This is a genomic window from Streptomyces sp. NBC_00075, from assembly GCF_045041225.1.
GTDB classification, from domain to species: domain Bacteria; phylum Actinomycetota; class Actinomycetes; order Streptomycetales; family Streptomycetaceae; genus Streptomyces; species Streptomyces adonidis.
Genome location: NZ_CP108243.1, coordinates 6,386,490 through 6,400,951 on the forward strand (window position 1 = coordinate 6,386,490; position 14,462 = coordinate 6,400,951).

15 protein-coding genes are annotated in these 14,462 nt (G+C 69.4%); 8 read left to right on the forward strand and 7 right to left on the reverse strand.

The window, feature by feature from the left end; translation table 11 throughout:
- Positions 1-165: 165 nt before the first annotated feature.
- The gene (locus tag OG787_RS27985) at positions 166-450 is read right to left on the reverse strand and encodes a hypothetical protein (RefSeq protein ID WP_369032294.1); all 285 of its coding nucleotides are present in this window, start codon (positions 448-450) and stop codon (positions 166-168) included.
- Between OG787_RS27985 and OG787_RS27990 the strand changes: the two genes are divergently transcribed.
- Complete coding sequence (locus OG787_RS27990) at positions 440-1,210, forward strand: LAETG motif-containing sortase-dependent surface protein (RefSeq protein WP_369032295.1); 771 nt, start codon at positions 440-442, stop codon at positions 1,208-1,210. The genes OG787_RS27985 and OG787_RS27990 overlap by 11 nt on opposite strands.
- Before the next feature lie 19 nt (positions 1,211-1,229).
- On the opposite strand, the gene OG787_RS27995 is transcribed toward OG787_RS27990, so the two are convergent.
- On the reverse strand, positions 1,230-1,547 hold the full coding sequence (locus OG787_RS27995; protein WP_369032296.1) for a hypothetical protein: 318 nt from the start codon (positions 1,545-1,547) through the stop codon (positions 1,230-1,232).
- Here OG787_RS27995 and OG787_RS28000 point away from each other — a divergent pair.
- From OG787_RS28000 to OG787_RS28010, 3 genes are all read left to right on the forward strand, one after another.
- Positions 1,537-2,292: an LAETG motif-containing sortase-dependent surface protein gene (locus tag OG787_RS28000; RefSeq protein ID WP_369032297.1), complete on the forward strand. Its 756-nt coding sequence runs from the start codon at positions 1,537-1,539 to the stop codon at positions 2,290-2,292. The two genes, OG787_RS27995 and OG787_RS28000, sit on opposite strands and share 11 nt — an antisense overlap.
- A gap of 234 nt (positions 2,293-2,526) precedes the next feature.
- Positions 2,527-3,267: a S1 family peptidase gene (locus tag OG787_RS28005; protein WP_405536823.1), complete on the forward strand. Its 741-nt coding sequence runs from the start codon at positions 2,527-2,529 to the stop codon at positions 3,265-3,267.
- A 157-nt stretch (positions 3,268-3,424) separates the two neighbouring features.
- Positions 3,425-4,525, forward strand: coding sequence for a phospholipase D-like domain-containing protein (locus OG787_RS28010; protein WP_405536825.1), 1,101 nt, complete (start codon positions 3,425-3,427; stop codon positions 4,523-4,525).
- Positions 4,526-4,577: 52 nt separating this feature from the next.
- On the opposite strand, the gene OG787_RS28015 is transcribed toward OG787_RS28010, so the two are convergent.
- Positions 4,578-6,116 carry a CehA/McbA family metallohydrolase gene (locus OG787_RS28015; RefSeq protein ID WP_405536827.1) on the reverse strand — a complete coding sequence of 513 codons (1,539 nt, stop codon included), beginning with the start codon at positions 6,114-6,116 and terminating at the stop codon, positions 4,578-4,580.
- Positions 6,117-6,349: 233 nt separating this feature from the next.
- Here OG787_RS28015 and OG787_RS28020 point away from each other — a divergent pair, with 233 nt between their 5' ends.
- From OG787_RS28020 to OG787_RS28030, 3 genes are all read left to right on the forward strand, one after another.
- Positions 6,350-7,195 (forward strand): LLM class F420-dependent oxidoreductase, encoded by an 846-nt coding sequence (locus OG787_RS28020; protein ID WP_369032301.1) that lies wholly within the window; start codon positions 6,350-6,352, stop codon positions 7,193-7,195.
- 103 nt (positions 7,196-7,298) lie between these two features.
- Complete coding sequence (locus tag OG787_RS28025) at positions 7,299-9,911, forward strand: bifunctional FO biosynthesis protein CofGH (protein ID WP_405536828.1); 2,613 nt, start codon at positions 7,299-7,301, stop codon at positions 9,909-9,911.
- A 113-nt stretch (positions 9,912-10,024) separates the two neighbouring features.
- On the forward strand, positions 10,025-10,669 hold the full coding sequence (locus tag OG787_RS28030) for a nucleoside deaminase (protein ID WP_405536830.1): 645 nt from the start codon (positions 10,025-10,027) through the stop codon (positions 10,667-10,669).
- 52 nt (positions 10,670-10,721) lie between these two features.
- Here OG787_RS28030 and OG787_RS28035 read toward each other — a convergent pair whose 3' ends face one another.
- From OG787_RS28035 to OG787_RS28045, 3 genes are all read right to left on the reverse strand, one after another.
- Entirely contained in the window at positions 10,722-11,156 is a 435-nt protein-coding gene (locus OG787_RS28035; RefSeq protein ID WP_369032304.1) for a VOC family protein, read from the reverse strand.
- 52 nt (positions 11,157-11,208) lie between these two features.
- Positions 11,209-12,333: an ABC transporter substrate-binding protein gene (locus tag OG787_RS28040; RefSeq protein ID WP_405536832.1), complete on the reverse strand. Its 1,125-nt coding sequence runs from the start codon at positions 12,331-12,333 to the stop codon at positions 11,209-11,211.
- A gap of 97 nt (positions 12,334-12,430) precedes the next feature.
- Positions 12,431-13,039 carry a TetR/AcrR family transcriptional regulator gene (locus tag OG787_RS28045; RefSeq protein WP_405536833.1) on the reverse strand — a complete coding sequence of 203 codons (609 nt, stop codon included), beginning with the start codon at positions 13,037-13,039 and terminating at the stop codon, positions 12,431-12,433.
- 125 nt (positions 13,040-13,164) lie between these two features.
- Between OG787_RS28045 and OG787_RS28050 the strand changes: the two genes are divergently transcribed.
- Positions 13,165-13,914 (forward strand): SDR family NAD(P)-dependent oxidoreductase, encoded by a 750-nt coding sequence (locus tag OG787_RS28050; protein WP_405540602.1) that lies wholly within the window; start codon positions 13,165-13,167, stop codon positions 13,912-13,914.
- A 64-nt stretch (positions 13,915-13,978) separates the two neighbouring features.
- Here OG787_RS28050 and OG787_RS28055 read toward each other — a convergent pair whose 3' ends face one another.
- The gene (locus OG787_RS28055) at positions 13,979-14,422 is read right to left on the reverse strand and encodes an NUDIX domain-containing protein (protein ID WP_405536834.1); all 444 of its coding nucleotides are present in this window, start codon (positions 14,420-14,422) and stop codon (positions 13,979-13,981) included.
- Positions 14,423-14,462: the final 40 nt, after the last annotated feature.

Here is a 14,462-nt window from a genome sequence, read left to right on the forward strand (position 1 = left end):
AGACACAGGAAGCGATGACAAGCCGGTCCCAGGCCACGCCGCGCGTTTCCGTGCCCGGCTACAACCATCGGGCCGCCACAGCGGTCACACCGGTGTCAGTAGAACTTGCGCGAGAACGTGTGCGACGACGTGCGCTTCGCGCTGCCGACTTCCTTTCACCGGGGGCTACTTCATGAGATCTCGCCGTGCTTTGGCGCGCCCTGCCGTAGCGGTCGCCGCCGCGCTGATCCCGGCGGCGCTGCTGTCCGGGACGGTCGCGACGACCGCCGCGTACGCCACGGAATCGCCGAGCCCGTCGGCCTCGGCGCCGAGTGAGTCGGCGTCGCCCTCCCCGTCCGGCTCGGCGTCCGCTTCGGCCTCCGCGAGCGCCTCCCCGTCGATGTCCGCCTCCCCGTCCGTGTCCGTGCCGCCCGGCGACGGGAATCCGGAGTGCCCCACCGTGCCGGGCAAGGACGACAAGATCCTTCAGACCACCATTTCCGCCAAGACCAACAAGCTCGTCGCGGACAGCAGTTGGATGGAGATGACGTTCAAGCTGGAGAACCGCTCCGACATCGCCCTCAAGAAGGTGCAGGTCGGGCTGGAGAGAATGGCGTACGACAACGCCCCCGACAGCTCACAGCTGCACGAGGTGCTGGAATACGTCAATCTCCAGGAGTGGGACGCCAAGTCCCGTACCTGGAAGCGTGTCTGGTGGGACGAGGTCCAGATCGGCGGCTCGCTGCTCGGCTACTACGACGTGGCCCCCCACAAGACGACGAACGTCGCCGTGCGCATCCACGTCGGCAAGAACATGCCCTACGGCCGCTTCCCCGAGCTCGAACACGAGAACATCGGGTCCGGCTATATCGAGGCCTCCACCTATGGCATCCCCGATGGCGAGGGTGTGTGCGGATACGGGGACCACTGGGCCTTCACCATCCACAAGCCCGGCACGGACACCGGAGACGGTGACGGTGACGGCGCTTCCTCCACGCCCACCTCCACGCCGACCAGCGGCACCGGCGGCGGCAACACCCCCACCCCGCAGACCGGCAGCAGCACCGCCCCGGTCACCTCTGACACCACCCCGACGGGCGACCTCGCCCACACCGGCTCCTCCTCCGCGCTTCCGGTGATCGCCGGCGCGGGCGCCGTGGCCGTGGGTCTCGGCGTCGGAGCCGTGTACGTCGTACGGCGCCGCAGGTCCGGTACAGGCACCCACGCCTGACGCCGCCTCATTCCGCACCTCAACTTCCTTCCAACGCCAACGGGGGCCACTTCATGAGATCCCGCCGCACCCTGTCACGCCCTGCCCTGGCGGTCGCCGCCGCGCTGATCCCGGCGGCGCTGCTGTCCGGGACGGTCGCGACGACCGCCGCGTACGCCACGGAGTCGCCGAGCCCGTCCGCGTCGGCGTCGAGTGAATCGGCGTCGCCGTCCGCGTCCACGTCACCGTCTCCCTCGCCATCCGACTCCGCGTCCCAGTCGCCCTCGGCGAGCGTGTCTCCGTCGGCGTCGGTCTCCCCGTCCTCGTCGTCGGGGCCCACCGACCCTGTGGCCTGCACCGGTGAGAAGAGCGACCCGAGCCTGGCTGTCACCGTCTCCGGCGACGCCAAGAGGATGCTTCCGGGCGGGAGTTGGCGCAGTGTCACGGTCAAGGTGGAGAACCGTGCCGACACCGCGTTCAAGGGAGTCGAACTGAGCCTCCACAAGATCGGGTACCTGGACGGGCCCGACTTCCTCTTGGAGATCATGGAATACATCGACATCCAGCGGCGGGACGCGAAGACCCACGCCTGGGTGGACGTCCCGTTCGTCGACTACGGGGGGACCGGCTACCTGCCCGACCTCGACCTGCCCGCGCGCAAGACGACGACCCTCGATCTCCGTATGAGCGTCGACAAGGACATTCCCATGCCCGTTGCCTATCCCGGCTCGGACTATGCGGAATCCGGCTACATCGGGGGCGGTTCCTTCTGGGCCCGCACCAAACGACCCGGCGACGACGGCGGGTGCCTGTACGCCCAGGCGAAGAACCTGTTCTTCGACGTCTACGAGTCCGGAACCGACACCGGCGAAGGCGGCGGCACCAAGCCGCCGAGCAGCAGTGAGCCCACCCCGCAGGCCGGTACGACCGCCCCCGTCGACCCGTCGTCCTCCGCAACCACCACCCCGACCGGCGACCTCGCCCACACCGGCTCCTCCTCCGCCCTCCCGGTGATCGCCGGCGCGGGCGCCGTGGCCGTGGGTCTCGGCGCCGGAGCCGTGTACGTCGTACGGCGCCGCAGGTCTGAACCCCAGAACTCCTGAACCTCTGAACCTCTGAACCTCCTGAACAGGGCCCCTCTCGATGACGCCTGTCGAGAGGGGAAATCGCCATGCCATTTTCCGAATTCCCTTCAGACAAACGAACCCCTCCCTTCCGCTTGGGAAGGTTTCCGTAATTCCGTCGGGAAGGTAAACAGTCGGTTGACTGGTCACGGACAAGCTGTAACTATTTGGCGTCCAGCGCAAGATCATCCGGTATTGGGAGGGGTTCACTAAATGAAAATCCGTTTGGCCGTCGCTGCCCTCGGAATGTCGCTCGTCGCCTCGTTCGCCGCGGCCGGCCCGGTTTCCGCAGAAGAGGCGGATGCGACGCCGGTCGCGCAGCTCGCCGGAGACGCCGACGACCCGGCCATGGTCAATGGGGAATTCGCCACTTCCTCCAGTGGAATGGCCGCCGTGTTCTCGAACGGCAGCTTCGTCTGCTCCGGTTCCATCATCGCCGAAAGATGGGTTCTGACCGCCAAGCACTGCGTCGGCGGATCGATGTCCGTGCGCGTCAAGAGCCTGGACCGCACCTCGGGCGGCGGCATGGTGACGGTGGACGACACCAAGGTGCGTACGAACCACGACATCGCGCTGCTCCACCTGAACCGGTCCGCGAACGCCGAATACGTGCGGCTGGCATCCGCGCATCCCGCCGAAGGCACGACGAACTACATATTCGGCTGGGGAGCCACCTGTGAGACCTGCTCCTCGTCCGTGAAGCTGAAGCGCTCCACGGTCAAGGTGACGGACGTCAACGCGACTGACTACTACGGCGGCAGGGCCATCCGCAGCACCAAGATCAACGGTCTCGCCTGCTACGGCGACTCCGGCGGCCCGGAGTTCAAGCTCGTCGACGGGCTGCGCTACCAGGTGGGTGTCCTGTCCACCGTGCGCTCGGACTGCGCCGGATACAACAACTACTCCAGCGTTCCCACCAGCCTCGACTGGATCAACGGAGTGGCCGGTCTCTGACGGCGAGGGTTGCGCACCGCCGCGCCGCTTGCGCCGCGGCGGTGCGCAACCGCGCGTGTTCCATCAATCCTGTTCAGAGGTGAGTGAGTTGGGTCTTTCGCACAGCAAGATGTTCCGTATGTTCCGTGGCCGTCCGAGCCGCAGGTGGGCCTCCCGGATGGCGGCGGCGTTCGTCGTGGTCGCCCTGGCGCCGCTCGCGCAGCCGTCGGCCGCCTCGGCCGCCGACCCGCCGGTCGTCACGGGCGCGGTGTTCAACAATCCCAAGGGGACGGCGGCGCAGCAGAACGCCGTCAAGAATCACATCATCCAGGCCATCGGCGACACGCAGAGCGGGCGCCTCATCCGGGTCTCCCTCTACGCGCTGAAGGACCAGGACTACACCGACGCGCTCGTGGCCGCCCATGAGCGCGGGGTGAACGTCCGGGTCGTACTGGACTCGTCCTTCGCGGACGCGGCCGCCACGCAGAACCTCGTCAAGGAACTCGGCACGGACCGGACACAGCGTTCGTGGGTCGTGCAGTGCACCACCGGTTCGGCCTGTATCGCCGAGGGCGGCACGAATCCCATCAACCACAACAAATTCTTCACCTTCTCCCGGATCGGTGATGCCGGAGAGGCCGAAGACGTCGTCATCCAGACATCGGCGAACCAGACGGAAGTCAACGTCGCCAAATACTGGAACAACGCGTACACGATTGTCGGCAATACGGATCTCTATACCGCCTACGCCAACTATTTCAATGATCTGGCCGACATGAAGAAGAACGCCAACTACTACACCACCGCCAAAGTGGGGGATGTGAAGTACTACTTCTTCCCGCAGAAAACCGGGGACGTCGTGGTGGACATCCTGGAGAACGTCTCATGCGCCGGCGGATCGACTGTGAGCGTGGCAGCGCTCGCCCTCCATCGGGACGAAGTCGCCGCCGCGCTGGTTTCACTGGGCCAGCAGGGCTGCACCGTGCGCATTGTCTATTCCGAGAGCAACGACGTCGAAAAGCTGGCCGGTAAGAAGAACATCGACATGCGTCTGCTCCACACCAGTGACGGCTATCTCGTGCACTCGAAGTACCTGCTGATCGAGGGCACCTACGCCGGCCACGCCGACACCAAGTGGACCTTCACCGGCTCGCACAACCTCGACTTCTCGTCGCTCCGCGAGAACGACGAGGCGCTGCTCCGCCTGGAGGGGGCGGCGCCCTACGACGCGTACCTCGGCAACTTCACCAGCATGTTCCAGCAGGCGGTCGCGCAGTAGTAGGCGGTCGCGCAGCAGGACGGCCGTCCCGCACGGTCACATCGGCGTGGGCCTACTTCCCCAGGAAGATCGGGTTCGTGAACGCCGCCAACGCCCCGGGCAGAGGTGCGAGTACGGCCTCGTGCCGCACCTCCGCCCGGACGTACGCCGCGTACTGAGCCGTCGTACGCCACTCCACGACCCCCGCGCCCGCCACCGGCAGCACCGCACTCGTGAACAGGACGCCCTGGTCCGTCACGAGGCGGACCGTGCAGCGCGGGGCGCCGGACACCTCCAGGCGGACCGTCACCGGCGCGTCCTTCGACACCTTCAACCGGCCCCCGATGTCCGCGTGTTCGCCCTTCGGGCCGGATGCTGTGAAGGCGAGGACGACCGACTTGGACTCGGCGACGTAGGAACGTCCTGCCTTCAGGCCCTCCTGGATCGCCTCCCGGGTCAGGTCGTCGGCCAGGACGACCGTCTGCGGGACGCCCACCGGGTCGGGGTCGCGGTGGGCGTCGCTGTTGCCCATGGCCGGAATCCAGCCGCGCGAGCCCGAGGAGCCCTCCCGGTCCCGTACGGAGGCGACCAGCATGCCGTCCCAGTCCGCCAGCGCCACCTCGTCCTCGGGCGAGTAGGCGCCGTTCCACACCTCGACCGCGTCGGCGTCGTTGAAGCCGAACTTCCAGTTGCAGCCGACGCAGGTGGCGTGCGGGTGGGCCGGGACGACCAGGCCGCCGGCGCGGCGGATCTGGCGCGCGTACTTGCCGAAGCGGTTGTCGCGGGCCCGGTAGCGCCAGTCCACGAAGGTGCCCGGGTCGATGCCGAGCGCGACGACGTGACCGTTGCGGGTCGTCACCTCCTCGCCCAGCATGATGAGCAGGTCGTCGCCCGCCTCGTCGGCCCAATGGGCGTGTGCCGACTGCGTGTTGTGCTCCGACGAGTTGATGAAGTCCAGGCCCGCCGCCCGGGCGAGAGCCGCGAGTTCCGCCGGGGTGCGGCGGCCGTCCGAGTACCAGGAGTGCAGGTGGCAGTCGCCCCGGTACCAGGCCCGGCCCCTGCCCTTCGCGCGCTCGGGCGGGTAGACCGGGTCGACGACCTCTCCGGGCTCGCCGTAGGTCAGCGTGATGGTGATCTCGTACGAGAGGCCCTGCGGGGAGACCGTGTAGGGGCCCAGCGCGATGTGCCAGGTGCCCGCCTTCACCGGGCCGGGGATGTAGCCGGGGGTGGCGTCGTCCGCGCGGACGAAGAACTCCGTGCGGGCCCCGCCCGACCAGCCCCGGAAGCCCTTGCCGCCCAGCTCGGTGCCGCGCTGGTCGAAGACACCGATGTCGAGCGCGTTGCCCGCGGTGCCGACCGGGACGGACGGGCGGTCGTAGCTGTACGCGACCTTCAACTCCCGTACGCCCTCAGGGATTTCGACGGGCAGATAGACGAAGTCGGGGGAGCCGGTGGGCAGTGTGCCCCGTACCGTCTTCGTCTCGGTGCCGGGGGTCGCGGCCGCCGGGTTGCCATCGGAGAAGGTCACGCTTCCCAACGTAAGCGCGGCGGCGGCTCCCGTCACGAAGAGGGCGCGTCTGCCGAGTCCGGTTCCGTGGTCGTCTTCGCACATGCTGCTGCTCCCAGAGTGTCGGGGTATGACGTGGGCGATGTGACGTGGGTGACGCAGTGGTGGCGTGTAGCACCTTCATAGCCACTCTCGGGTCCGGGAGTGAACGCCCGTACAAGACAGGGGAATCGCGGTCTTTCGAGCGTGCAGCGCACACCTCGAGGTGACAGCGTGTTCTTGTTGATGCCGACTGGTCGGTATGGACAGACGGCGTGTCGCCCGGTACAGATATGGACATGCGCCTAGCCGTCACGATCTTCCTCACCGACGAGACGATCACCCCGACCCGCCTCGCCCGTGAGCTGGAACAGCGCGGGTTCGCCGGGCTGTACCTGCCCGAGCACACGCACATCCCGGTCGAGCGGACCAGCCCGTACCCGGCGGGCGGCGACCTGCCGCCCGAGTACGGCCGTACGCTCGACCCCTTCGTCGCGCTCGGCCAGGCCGCCGCCGTCACCGAGCGGCTCGCCCTCGGCACGGGCATCACGCTCGTCGCCCAGCACGACCCGATCGACCTCGCCAAGCAGATCGCGACCCTCGACCACCTCTCCGGCGGCCGTTTCACCCTCGGCCTCGGCTACGGCTGGAACGTCGAGGAAGCCGCCGACCACGGGGTGGAATGGCGTACGCGGCGCGCGCTGATCCGGGACCGGATGGCGCTGATGCGCGCCCTGTGGTCGGACGAACCGACCGCGTACGAGGGCGAGTTCGGGAGTGTGCGGGCGAGTACGGCGTATCCCAAGCCGGTGCAGAAGCCGCGCGGGCCGGTCGTCGGACCGCGCACCCTCATCGGCGGTTCGGCGGGGCCGAAACTGTTCGCGCACATCAGCGAGTACGCCGACGGCTGGCTGCCGATCGGCGGGCGCGGTCTGACCGAGTCGCTGCCCGTGCTGCGGTCGGTGTGGGCGGACGCGGGCCGCGACCCGGCCGCCCTCCAGGTCGTCCCGTACGCCATCCAGCCCACGCCGGGCAAGCTCGCGCACTACGCCGACCTCGGGATCGAGGAGGCCGTGGTGCAGCTGCCGCCGGTCGGCGAGGCGGAGGCGCTGAGCCTCTTGGACGCGTATGCCCCGTATCTGTAGCTCAGCGGGCCACGGCTGCCAGTGCCGCCCTGTAACGTTCGGCGGCCCGAACGGACAGGGCGGTCCCTGCAAGACCTGATCACATCGATCGTATGCTCGAAGGATGACGACTCCCGAGACCTCCGGAACCGGCCCCACCGAGCGCCCCGGCGCCACCGGCCCGACCGAGAACTCCATGCGTCGCGCCCTCAAACGCGCCCGTGACGGCGTCGCCCTCGACGTCAACGAGGCGGCCGTGCTGCTTCAGGCCCGCGGCGAGGCCCTCGACGACCTCACCGCGTCAGCGGCCCGCGTCCGGGACGCCGGCCTGGAGGCGGCGGGCCGCCCCGGCGTCATCACGTACTCGAAGAGCGTCTTCATCCCCCTCACTCGCCTCTGCCGTGACAAATGCCACTACTGCACCTTCGTGACGGTGCCCGGCAAGCTCCGCCGGGCCGGGCACGGCATGTTCATGTCCCCGGACGAGGTCCTCGACATCGCGCGCAAGGGCGCCGCCCTCGGCTGCAAGGAAGCCCTGATCACCCTCGGCGACAAGCCCGAGGACCGCTGGCCCGAGGCGCGCGAGTGGCTCGACGCGCACGGCTACGACGACACGATCGCGTACGTCCGTGCCATCTCGATCCGCATCCTGGAGGAGACGGGCCTGCTGCCCCACCTCAACCCCGGGGTGATGTCCTGGACGGACTTCCAGCGTCTGAAGCCCGTCGCCCCGAGCATGGGCATGATGCTCGAAACGACGGCCACCCGCCTCTGGTCGGAGCCGGGCGGCCCGCACTACGGCTCCCCGGACAAGGAACCGGCCGTACGGCTAAGGGTGTTGGAGGACGCGGGCCGGTCATCGGTCCCCTTCACTTCCGGCATCCTGATCGGCATCGGCGAGACGTACGAGGAGCGCGCGGAGTCGCTCTTCGCCCTGCGCCGCGTGTCCCGCGCGTACCACTCCATCCAGGAACTGATCATCCAGAACTTCCGCGCCAAGCCGGACACCGCGATGCGCGGCATGCCGGACGCGGAACTGGACGAGCTGGTCGCGACGGTGGCGGTGGCGAGGCTGTTGTTGGGCCCGAGCGCGTGCCTGCAAGCCCCGCCCAACCTGGTCGACTCCGAGTACGAGCGACTGATCGCCGCCGGTATCGACGACTGGGGCGGCGTCTCCCCGCTCACCATCGACCACGTCAACCCGGAACGCCCCTGGCCCCAGATCGAGGAACTGGCCGCCAAATCGGCAGCAGTCGGCTTCGAACTGCGCGAACGCCTCTGCGTCTACCCGGAGTTCGTGCAGCGGGGCGAGCCCTGGCTGGACCCGCGCCTGCTCCCGCACGTACGGGCACTCGCCGACCCGGAGACGGGCCTCGCGCGCGAGGACGCGGTCGTCGAGGGCCACCCCTGGCAGGAGCCGGAGGAGGTGTTCGTGGCGTCGGGTCGTACGGATCTCCACTCCACGATCGACACCGACGGCCGTACGTCCGACCGGCGCGACGACTTCGACGAGGTGTACGGCGACTGGGGCGCCCTGCGGGAGGCGGCGGCGCCCGGGATGGTGCCGGAGCGCATCGACACGGACGTACGGTCGGCACTGGCGACGGCGGCCGACGACCCCACTCGCCTGACCGACGACGAGGCGCTGGCGTTGTTCCACGCGGACGGCGCAGCTCTCGACGCACTGTGCCAAGTGGCCGACGACGTACGGAAGTCGGCGGTAGGGGACGAGGTCACCTACATCGTCACGCGGAACATCAACTTCACCAACGTCTGCTACACCGGCTGCCGTTTCTGCGCCTTCGCCCAGCGCCGCACGGACGCCGACGCGTACACGCTGTCGCTGGACCAGGTGGCGGACCGCGCCCAACAGGCCTGGGAGGTGGGGGCAGTTGAGGTCTGCATGCAGGGCGGTATCCACCCGGACCTCCCTGGAACGGCCTACTTCGACATCGCGCGCGCGGTGAAGGAGAAGGTCCCCGGCATGCACGTACACGCCTTCTCGCCGATGGAGGTGGTGAACGGCGCGACCCGCACCGGGATGTCGATCCGCGAGTGGCTGACGGCCGCGAAGGAAGCGGGCCTCGACACGATCCCCGGCACGGCGGCGGAGATCCTCGACGACGAGGTCCGCTGGGTCCTGACGAAGGGCAAGCTGCCGACGGCGACGTGGATCGAGGTCGTCACGACGGCCCACGAGCTGGGCATCCGCTCGTCCTCGACGATGATGTACGGCCACGTGGACCAGCCCCGCCACTGGCTGGGCCACTTCCGCACGCTGGCCCGCATCCAGCAACAGACGGGCGGCTTCACGGAGTTCGTGACGCTCCCCTTCATCCACACCAACGCGCCGGTGTACCTGGCCGGCATCGCCCGCCCCGGCCCGACGATGCGCGACAACCGGGCGGTCATCGCGATGGCCCGCCTGCTCCTGCACACGCACATCCCCAACATCCAGACGAGCTGGGTGAAGTTGGGGACCGAGGGCGCGGCGGAGATGCTCCGCTCGGGCGCGAACGACCTGGGCGGCACGCTGATGGAGGAGACCATCTCCCGTATGGCGGGGTCGAGTTACGGCTCGTACAAGTCGGTGAAGGACCTGATCGCGGTCGCGGAGGCGGCGGGACGTCCGGCCCGGCCCCGGACCACCCTCTACGGGGAGGTCTCGGAGGAGCGGCAGCAGGCGGCGGCTGTTTCGGACGGGCATCTGCCGGAGCTGTTGCCTGTGCTGGAGTGAAGGGGCGTGTGGATCCGGGCGCGACGGGGGACCGTCTGGGATGACTGTGATGACTCGGCTGCCGTGTGGGGCGGTCGGCATCATCGGCATCGGCATCGGGCGAGGAGAAGCGTGTGGATTCGAGCAGGCGTCGGTTCCTGGGCCGGTGGGGGAGTGCGGCGGCGGGGGTGGCCGCGGTGCCGTTCGCGGTTCCGCGCCCCGACCTTCCCCGCCCTGATCGTCCTCGCTCCGAACTTCCGGAGAGCCAGGTCCGCCCGGACGAGCGGTTCACGCATGAGCGGTACATGCGGCTGGCCATCGAGCAGGCCCGGAAGAACGCCTATTGGCCGTTCGGCGCGGTGATCGTCGCCACCCGCAGCGGCGAGGTGCTGGGGAGCGGGGTCAACACCGGGGCGGACAACCCGATGTTCCACGGCGAGGTGGTCGCCATGAACGACTACGTACGCCGGAACGGCAACCAGGGCTGGGCCGACACCACCCTCTACACCACCGGTGAGCCCTGCTCGATGTGCATGAGCGCGATGGCGTGGGCGAACCTGCGGCGCGTCGTCTGGGCCAGCTCGATCGACGAGATCCGCCGCACGGACATCAGCCAGATCGCCCTGACCGCAAGGGAGGTGGCCGCCGCGGCGCGGTCCCTCTACACCCCGGAGCTGCTGCTGGGCGGGGTGCTGGCCGGCCGCACGAACGCCCTGTTCGAGGAGGCGCGGCGCCTGCGCGAGCAGCTTCCGGCCGCGCCCTCGGCGAACGTGTCCTGACGACCATGGTCCGGCCGAGGGCGAAAACGCGGCACCACGAGCGGGTGGGGTCTCAGTCGAGGCAGAACTCGTTGCCCTCGACGTCGAGCATCACGAGGCACGACTCGTTGTACTCGTCGGCGATCAGCAGTCGCTCACGTGTCGCCCCGAGCGGGATCAGCCGCGCGCACTCGGCTTCGAGTGCGGCGAGACGCTCTTCACCGACGAGACCGGTGCCGACCCGTACGTCGAGATGCACCCGGTTCTTGACGACCTTGCCCTCGGGGACACGCTGGAAATACAGTCGCGGGCCGACGCCCGTGGGATCACTACAGACGAACCCCGCACCCTGCTGCTCGGGAGGCAGGGAGTGCTCGTAATCGGCCCAGGTCGCGAACCCCTCCGGGGCCGGCGGTACGACGTACCCCAGCACCTCGCACCAGAAGCGGGCGACGCGCTCGGGTTCCGCGCAGTCGAAGGTGACTTGGATCTTCCTGATCGATGACATCGGCGCACCTTAGCAAGGGGGTTCAGGGGATTCGGTGTAGTGCCCGGCTGCCTCATCCGGCGTGCAGGACCCGAAAGCGAGCAGCGGGTTCAGCGGGCTCCGCCGGATCCCGATCGACGACCTGGACGGGCGGCCGGGCCCACTGCCACACGCTGATGCCCGGCGTACGGGAGAACTGGATCCGCCCGCGGGTGCCCTCGACCGCGACGCTCGCCCAGGGCGCCCGGTCCGTGCCGTGAGAGCGGAACAGTTCGGCGAGGACGGTGACGGTGTCGTACCCCTCGAAGGCGACGAAGGAGGGAGCTGAGCCCAGCCGCTCGCGCAGGGCCGTCTCGACCCGTACGCCGAGCGGGGTGAGCCGCTCGGGCAGATAGCGCAGGAACGGCACCCCGGCGCCGTCCTCGCCCAGCAGCGCCGCCCATTCGGTGAACTCCGGTTGCCCGGCCGGGGCACCGATCAGGATCCCGGCGAGGCGCTGGTCGCGGCGGACGGTCTGGACGATCGGCACGGCGGGCTCCGGGTGGCCGACCAGCAGGAGGAGGGCGGTCGCGCGACTGCGGAGCAGTTCGTCGCACACGTCGGCAGGCGTGAGCGCGCTCATGTCGATGTCGACGACGGTGCCGCCGCGTGGAGCGAGGTGGTCCCGCAGGATGCGCGTCCCGGAGGCCCAGTACACACTCGGCTGGACCGCCACGGCGATACGGCGATGCCCCGCGCCGAAGAGAAAATCGGCGTAGACCTGCCACCCACGCGACTGCGGCGGGGAGAGCCGCGCGACCCATTCCGTCGGCTGTTCGGTGAGCGCGTCGAGTACGGCCGAGGAGCAGAGGTACGGCAGGCCGAGGGCGTCGGCCCTGGCGGCAGCGGCGCGGGCGACGACGCTGTGATACTCGCCGGCGAGGGCGGCGACGCCCAGCCGAGCCAGCTCGTCCACGGCAGCGGCGGCCCGCTGCGGATCGGCGGCGGTGTCCCGGACCACGAGTTCGAGCGGCCGTCCGGCGATCCCGCCGACGTCATTGACGTCACGAACGCCCAACTCCAGCCCGGAGAGCAGGTGTTGACCGGCCTCGACCCAGCCGGGTCGGGTCAGTGGAGCGAGGGCGCCGATACGGACCGGTGACCCGTCGGTCCGCTCTGCGGCGGCTGAGGGCGCGTTCGGGCGAGCCGGGGTGACCATGCCGGTCATTGCATCGACCCCCGTCGCCGACAGGCAACCGATTATCCGCTTGTCCGCCGATGGGTGTCGGTCCTGGTGGCTGGTCCTGGTGGCTGGTTCAGGCCGGCGGCCAGTTCCGCAGAGCCATGTCGGCCACCCGCTGGAGGTCGTCGCGGCCGGCGCCGCCGGCGGCTTGGACGGCGATGCCGTTCCCCACGGTCATGAGGTAGCGGGCGAGCAGTCCGGGATCGGTGTCCGGGGGCAGGTCGCCTTCGTCGACGGCCTGTTGGAACCGGTGCCGGAGGCAGGAGACGGCCTCGTCGCGCCAGGCGCTGAGGGTGTCGCGGGCGCCGCGTCCCGGTTCGCCGGCCGCGAGGGCGCCCTGGACGCCGAGGCACCCGGTGGGGCAGCCGGGGCGGGTGCTGGCCCGGACGGAGCCGTTCAGGAAGGCCGTCGCCACCTGCCGGGCGGTCGCCTCTTGCAGGGCGCGGGCCGCGTACGAGGCGGGGCCCTCGGTGTAGCGGTCGAGTGCCTTGCGGAACAGTTCCTCCTTGTTGCCGAAGGCCGCGTACATGCTGGTGCGGGTGATGCCCATGGCGTTGGTCAGGTCGGTGAGGCTGGCGCCTTCGTAGCCCTGTTCCCAGAAGACGTGCACGGCGCGTTCGAGGGCTTCGTCGGCGTCGAAGCCCCTGGGGCGGCCGATCGGCGCCTTCCGCTGGATCTCCATGCGGTCCACCCTACCTCTTCTGTACTGGTCGGTTCGAAAGTCGCCCCGAAGGTGCTACGGTCTCATTCGTCGGCAATCGGTACCGATCGGTACCGAACTTTGTGGAGGTCATTGGCATGGGCAGCATGGGACAGCTTGAGGGCAAGACCGCCGTCGTCACCGGTGGCGGCACCGGGATCGGCCTGGCCACCGCCTTACGGCTGGCGGCGGAGGGCGCGCACGTGTTCGTCACCGGCCGGCGCAAGGCCGAACTGGACGCGGCCGTCGCGGCCATCGGCCCGGCACGGGCCACCGCGGTGCCGGGTGACATCTCGGACCTGGCCGACCTGGACCGGCTGTACGACGCGGTCCGTGCCCGGGGCCGGGGTCTGGACGTGGTGTTCGCGAACGCGGCGAGCTTCTCGTTCGCGAGTCTGGAACAGACCACCGAGGACCACGTCGACCAGATCTTCGGCGTCAACGTGCGGGGCACCCTGTTCACCGTCCAGAAGGCGCTGCCGCTGCTCAACGACGGCGCCTCGGTGATCCTGAACGCCTCCACCGCCGCCGACAACGGCACGGAGGCGTTCGGCGCGTACGCGGCGTCGAAAGCCGCCGTCCGGTCCTACGCGCGGACCTGGGCCAATGAACTCAAGGGCCGCGGCATCCGGGTCAACGCGGTCTCACCGGGCCCGGTCGACACCCCCGGAATCACGACCGTCTTCGGCGAGGAGAAGGCGGCCGACGCCAAGGTGAGCCTCGCCGCGAGCGTGGCGATGGGCCGGATGGGCCGGCCGGAGGAAGTCGCCGCGGTGGTGGCGTTCCTGGCCTCCGGGCAGAGCAGCTATGTCCTCGGGGCCAACCTGTACGTCGACGGCGGCGAGAACCAGATCTGACCCGCGGGCGCCGACCGCCGATGTCCCAGCCATGGCCCGGGAGCGGCGCCGCCTGCCCCGACACCTACCCCCAGCCGTGCTCGGTAAGGCGGTTGGCGCCGTTCAGGTAGCCGAGCAGGCCCGCTTCGGGGTACTCGATGATGTCGTCGGGCAGATCGTGCACGCTGAACCATTCGAGGGCGAGACACTTCTCGGGTTCCCGGTTGCGGGGCGCTCCCTCCCACTCCGTGGCCTCGAAGAAGAAGCCGATCCGCTCGCCCGCCCCGTCCTGATGGTGATGCACGACGTGTACGAGGCGAAGGCGGGTGGGATCGACGGTCACGCCCGTCTCCTCGAACAACTCCCGGGCCGCACCGACACTCAAGGGCTCACCCTCGTCGAGCTTGCCCGAGGGCATGTGCCACCGGTGACGGCCGTAGGGGCTGCCCCGCTGCGACATGAGGATCATGTCGCCGTCGCGGAGGATGACGTGGGTGTCGATGACGGGCTGCGCGAGTTGTTCGCTCATGGGTCCTGGGGGGGATCGTCGGCTGGGGCGACTGACGCTA

What these genes read in the sequence shown, in the direction of transcription:
- OG787_RS28005 (WP_405536823.1), top strand. Translation starts at nt 2,527, where the DNA reads ATGAAAATCCGTTTGGCCGTCGCTGCCCTCGGAATGTCGCTCGTCGCC.
- OG787_RS28010 (WP_405536825.1), top strand. Translation starts at nt 3,425, where the DNA reads ATGGCGGCGGCGTTCGTCGTGGTCGCCCTGGCGCCGCTCGCGCAGCCG.
- OG787_RS28015 (WP_405536827.1), bottom strand. Translation starts at nt 6,116, where the DNA reads ATGTGCGAAGACGACCACGGAACCGGACTCGGCAGACGCGCCCTCTTC.
- OG787_RS28020 (WP_369032301.1), top strand. Translation starts at nt 6,350, where the DNA reads ATGCGCCTAGCCGTCACGATCTTCCTCACCGACGAGACGATCACCCCG.
- OG787_RS28025 (WP_405536828.1), top strand. Translation starts at nt 7,299, where the DNA reads ATGACGACTCCCGAGACCTCCGGAACCGGCCCCACCGAGCGCCCCGGC.
- OG787_RS28035 (WP_369032304.1), bottom strand. Translation starts at nt 11,156, where the DNA reads ATGTCATCGATCAGGAAGATCCAAGTCACCTTCGACTGCGCGGAACCC.
- OG787_RS28040 (WP_405536832.1), bottom strand. Translation starts at nt 12,333, where the DNA reads ATGGTCACCCCGGCTCGCCCGAACGCGCCCTCAGCCGCCGCAGAGCGG.
- OG787_RS28045 (WP_405536833.1), bottom strand. Translation starts at nt 13,039, where the DNA reads ATGGAGATCCAGCGGAAGGCGCCGATCGGCCGCCCCAGGGGCTTCGAC.
- OG787_RS28050 (WP_405540602.1), top strand. Translation starts at nt 13,165, where the DNA reads ATGGGACAGCTTGAGGGCAAGACCGCCGTCGTCACCGGTGGCGGCACC.
- OG787_RS28055 (WP_405536834.1), bottom strand. Translation starts at nt 14,422, where the DNA reads ATGAGCGAACAACTCGCGCAGCCCGTCATCGACACCCACGTCATCCTC.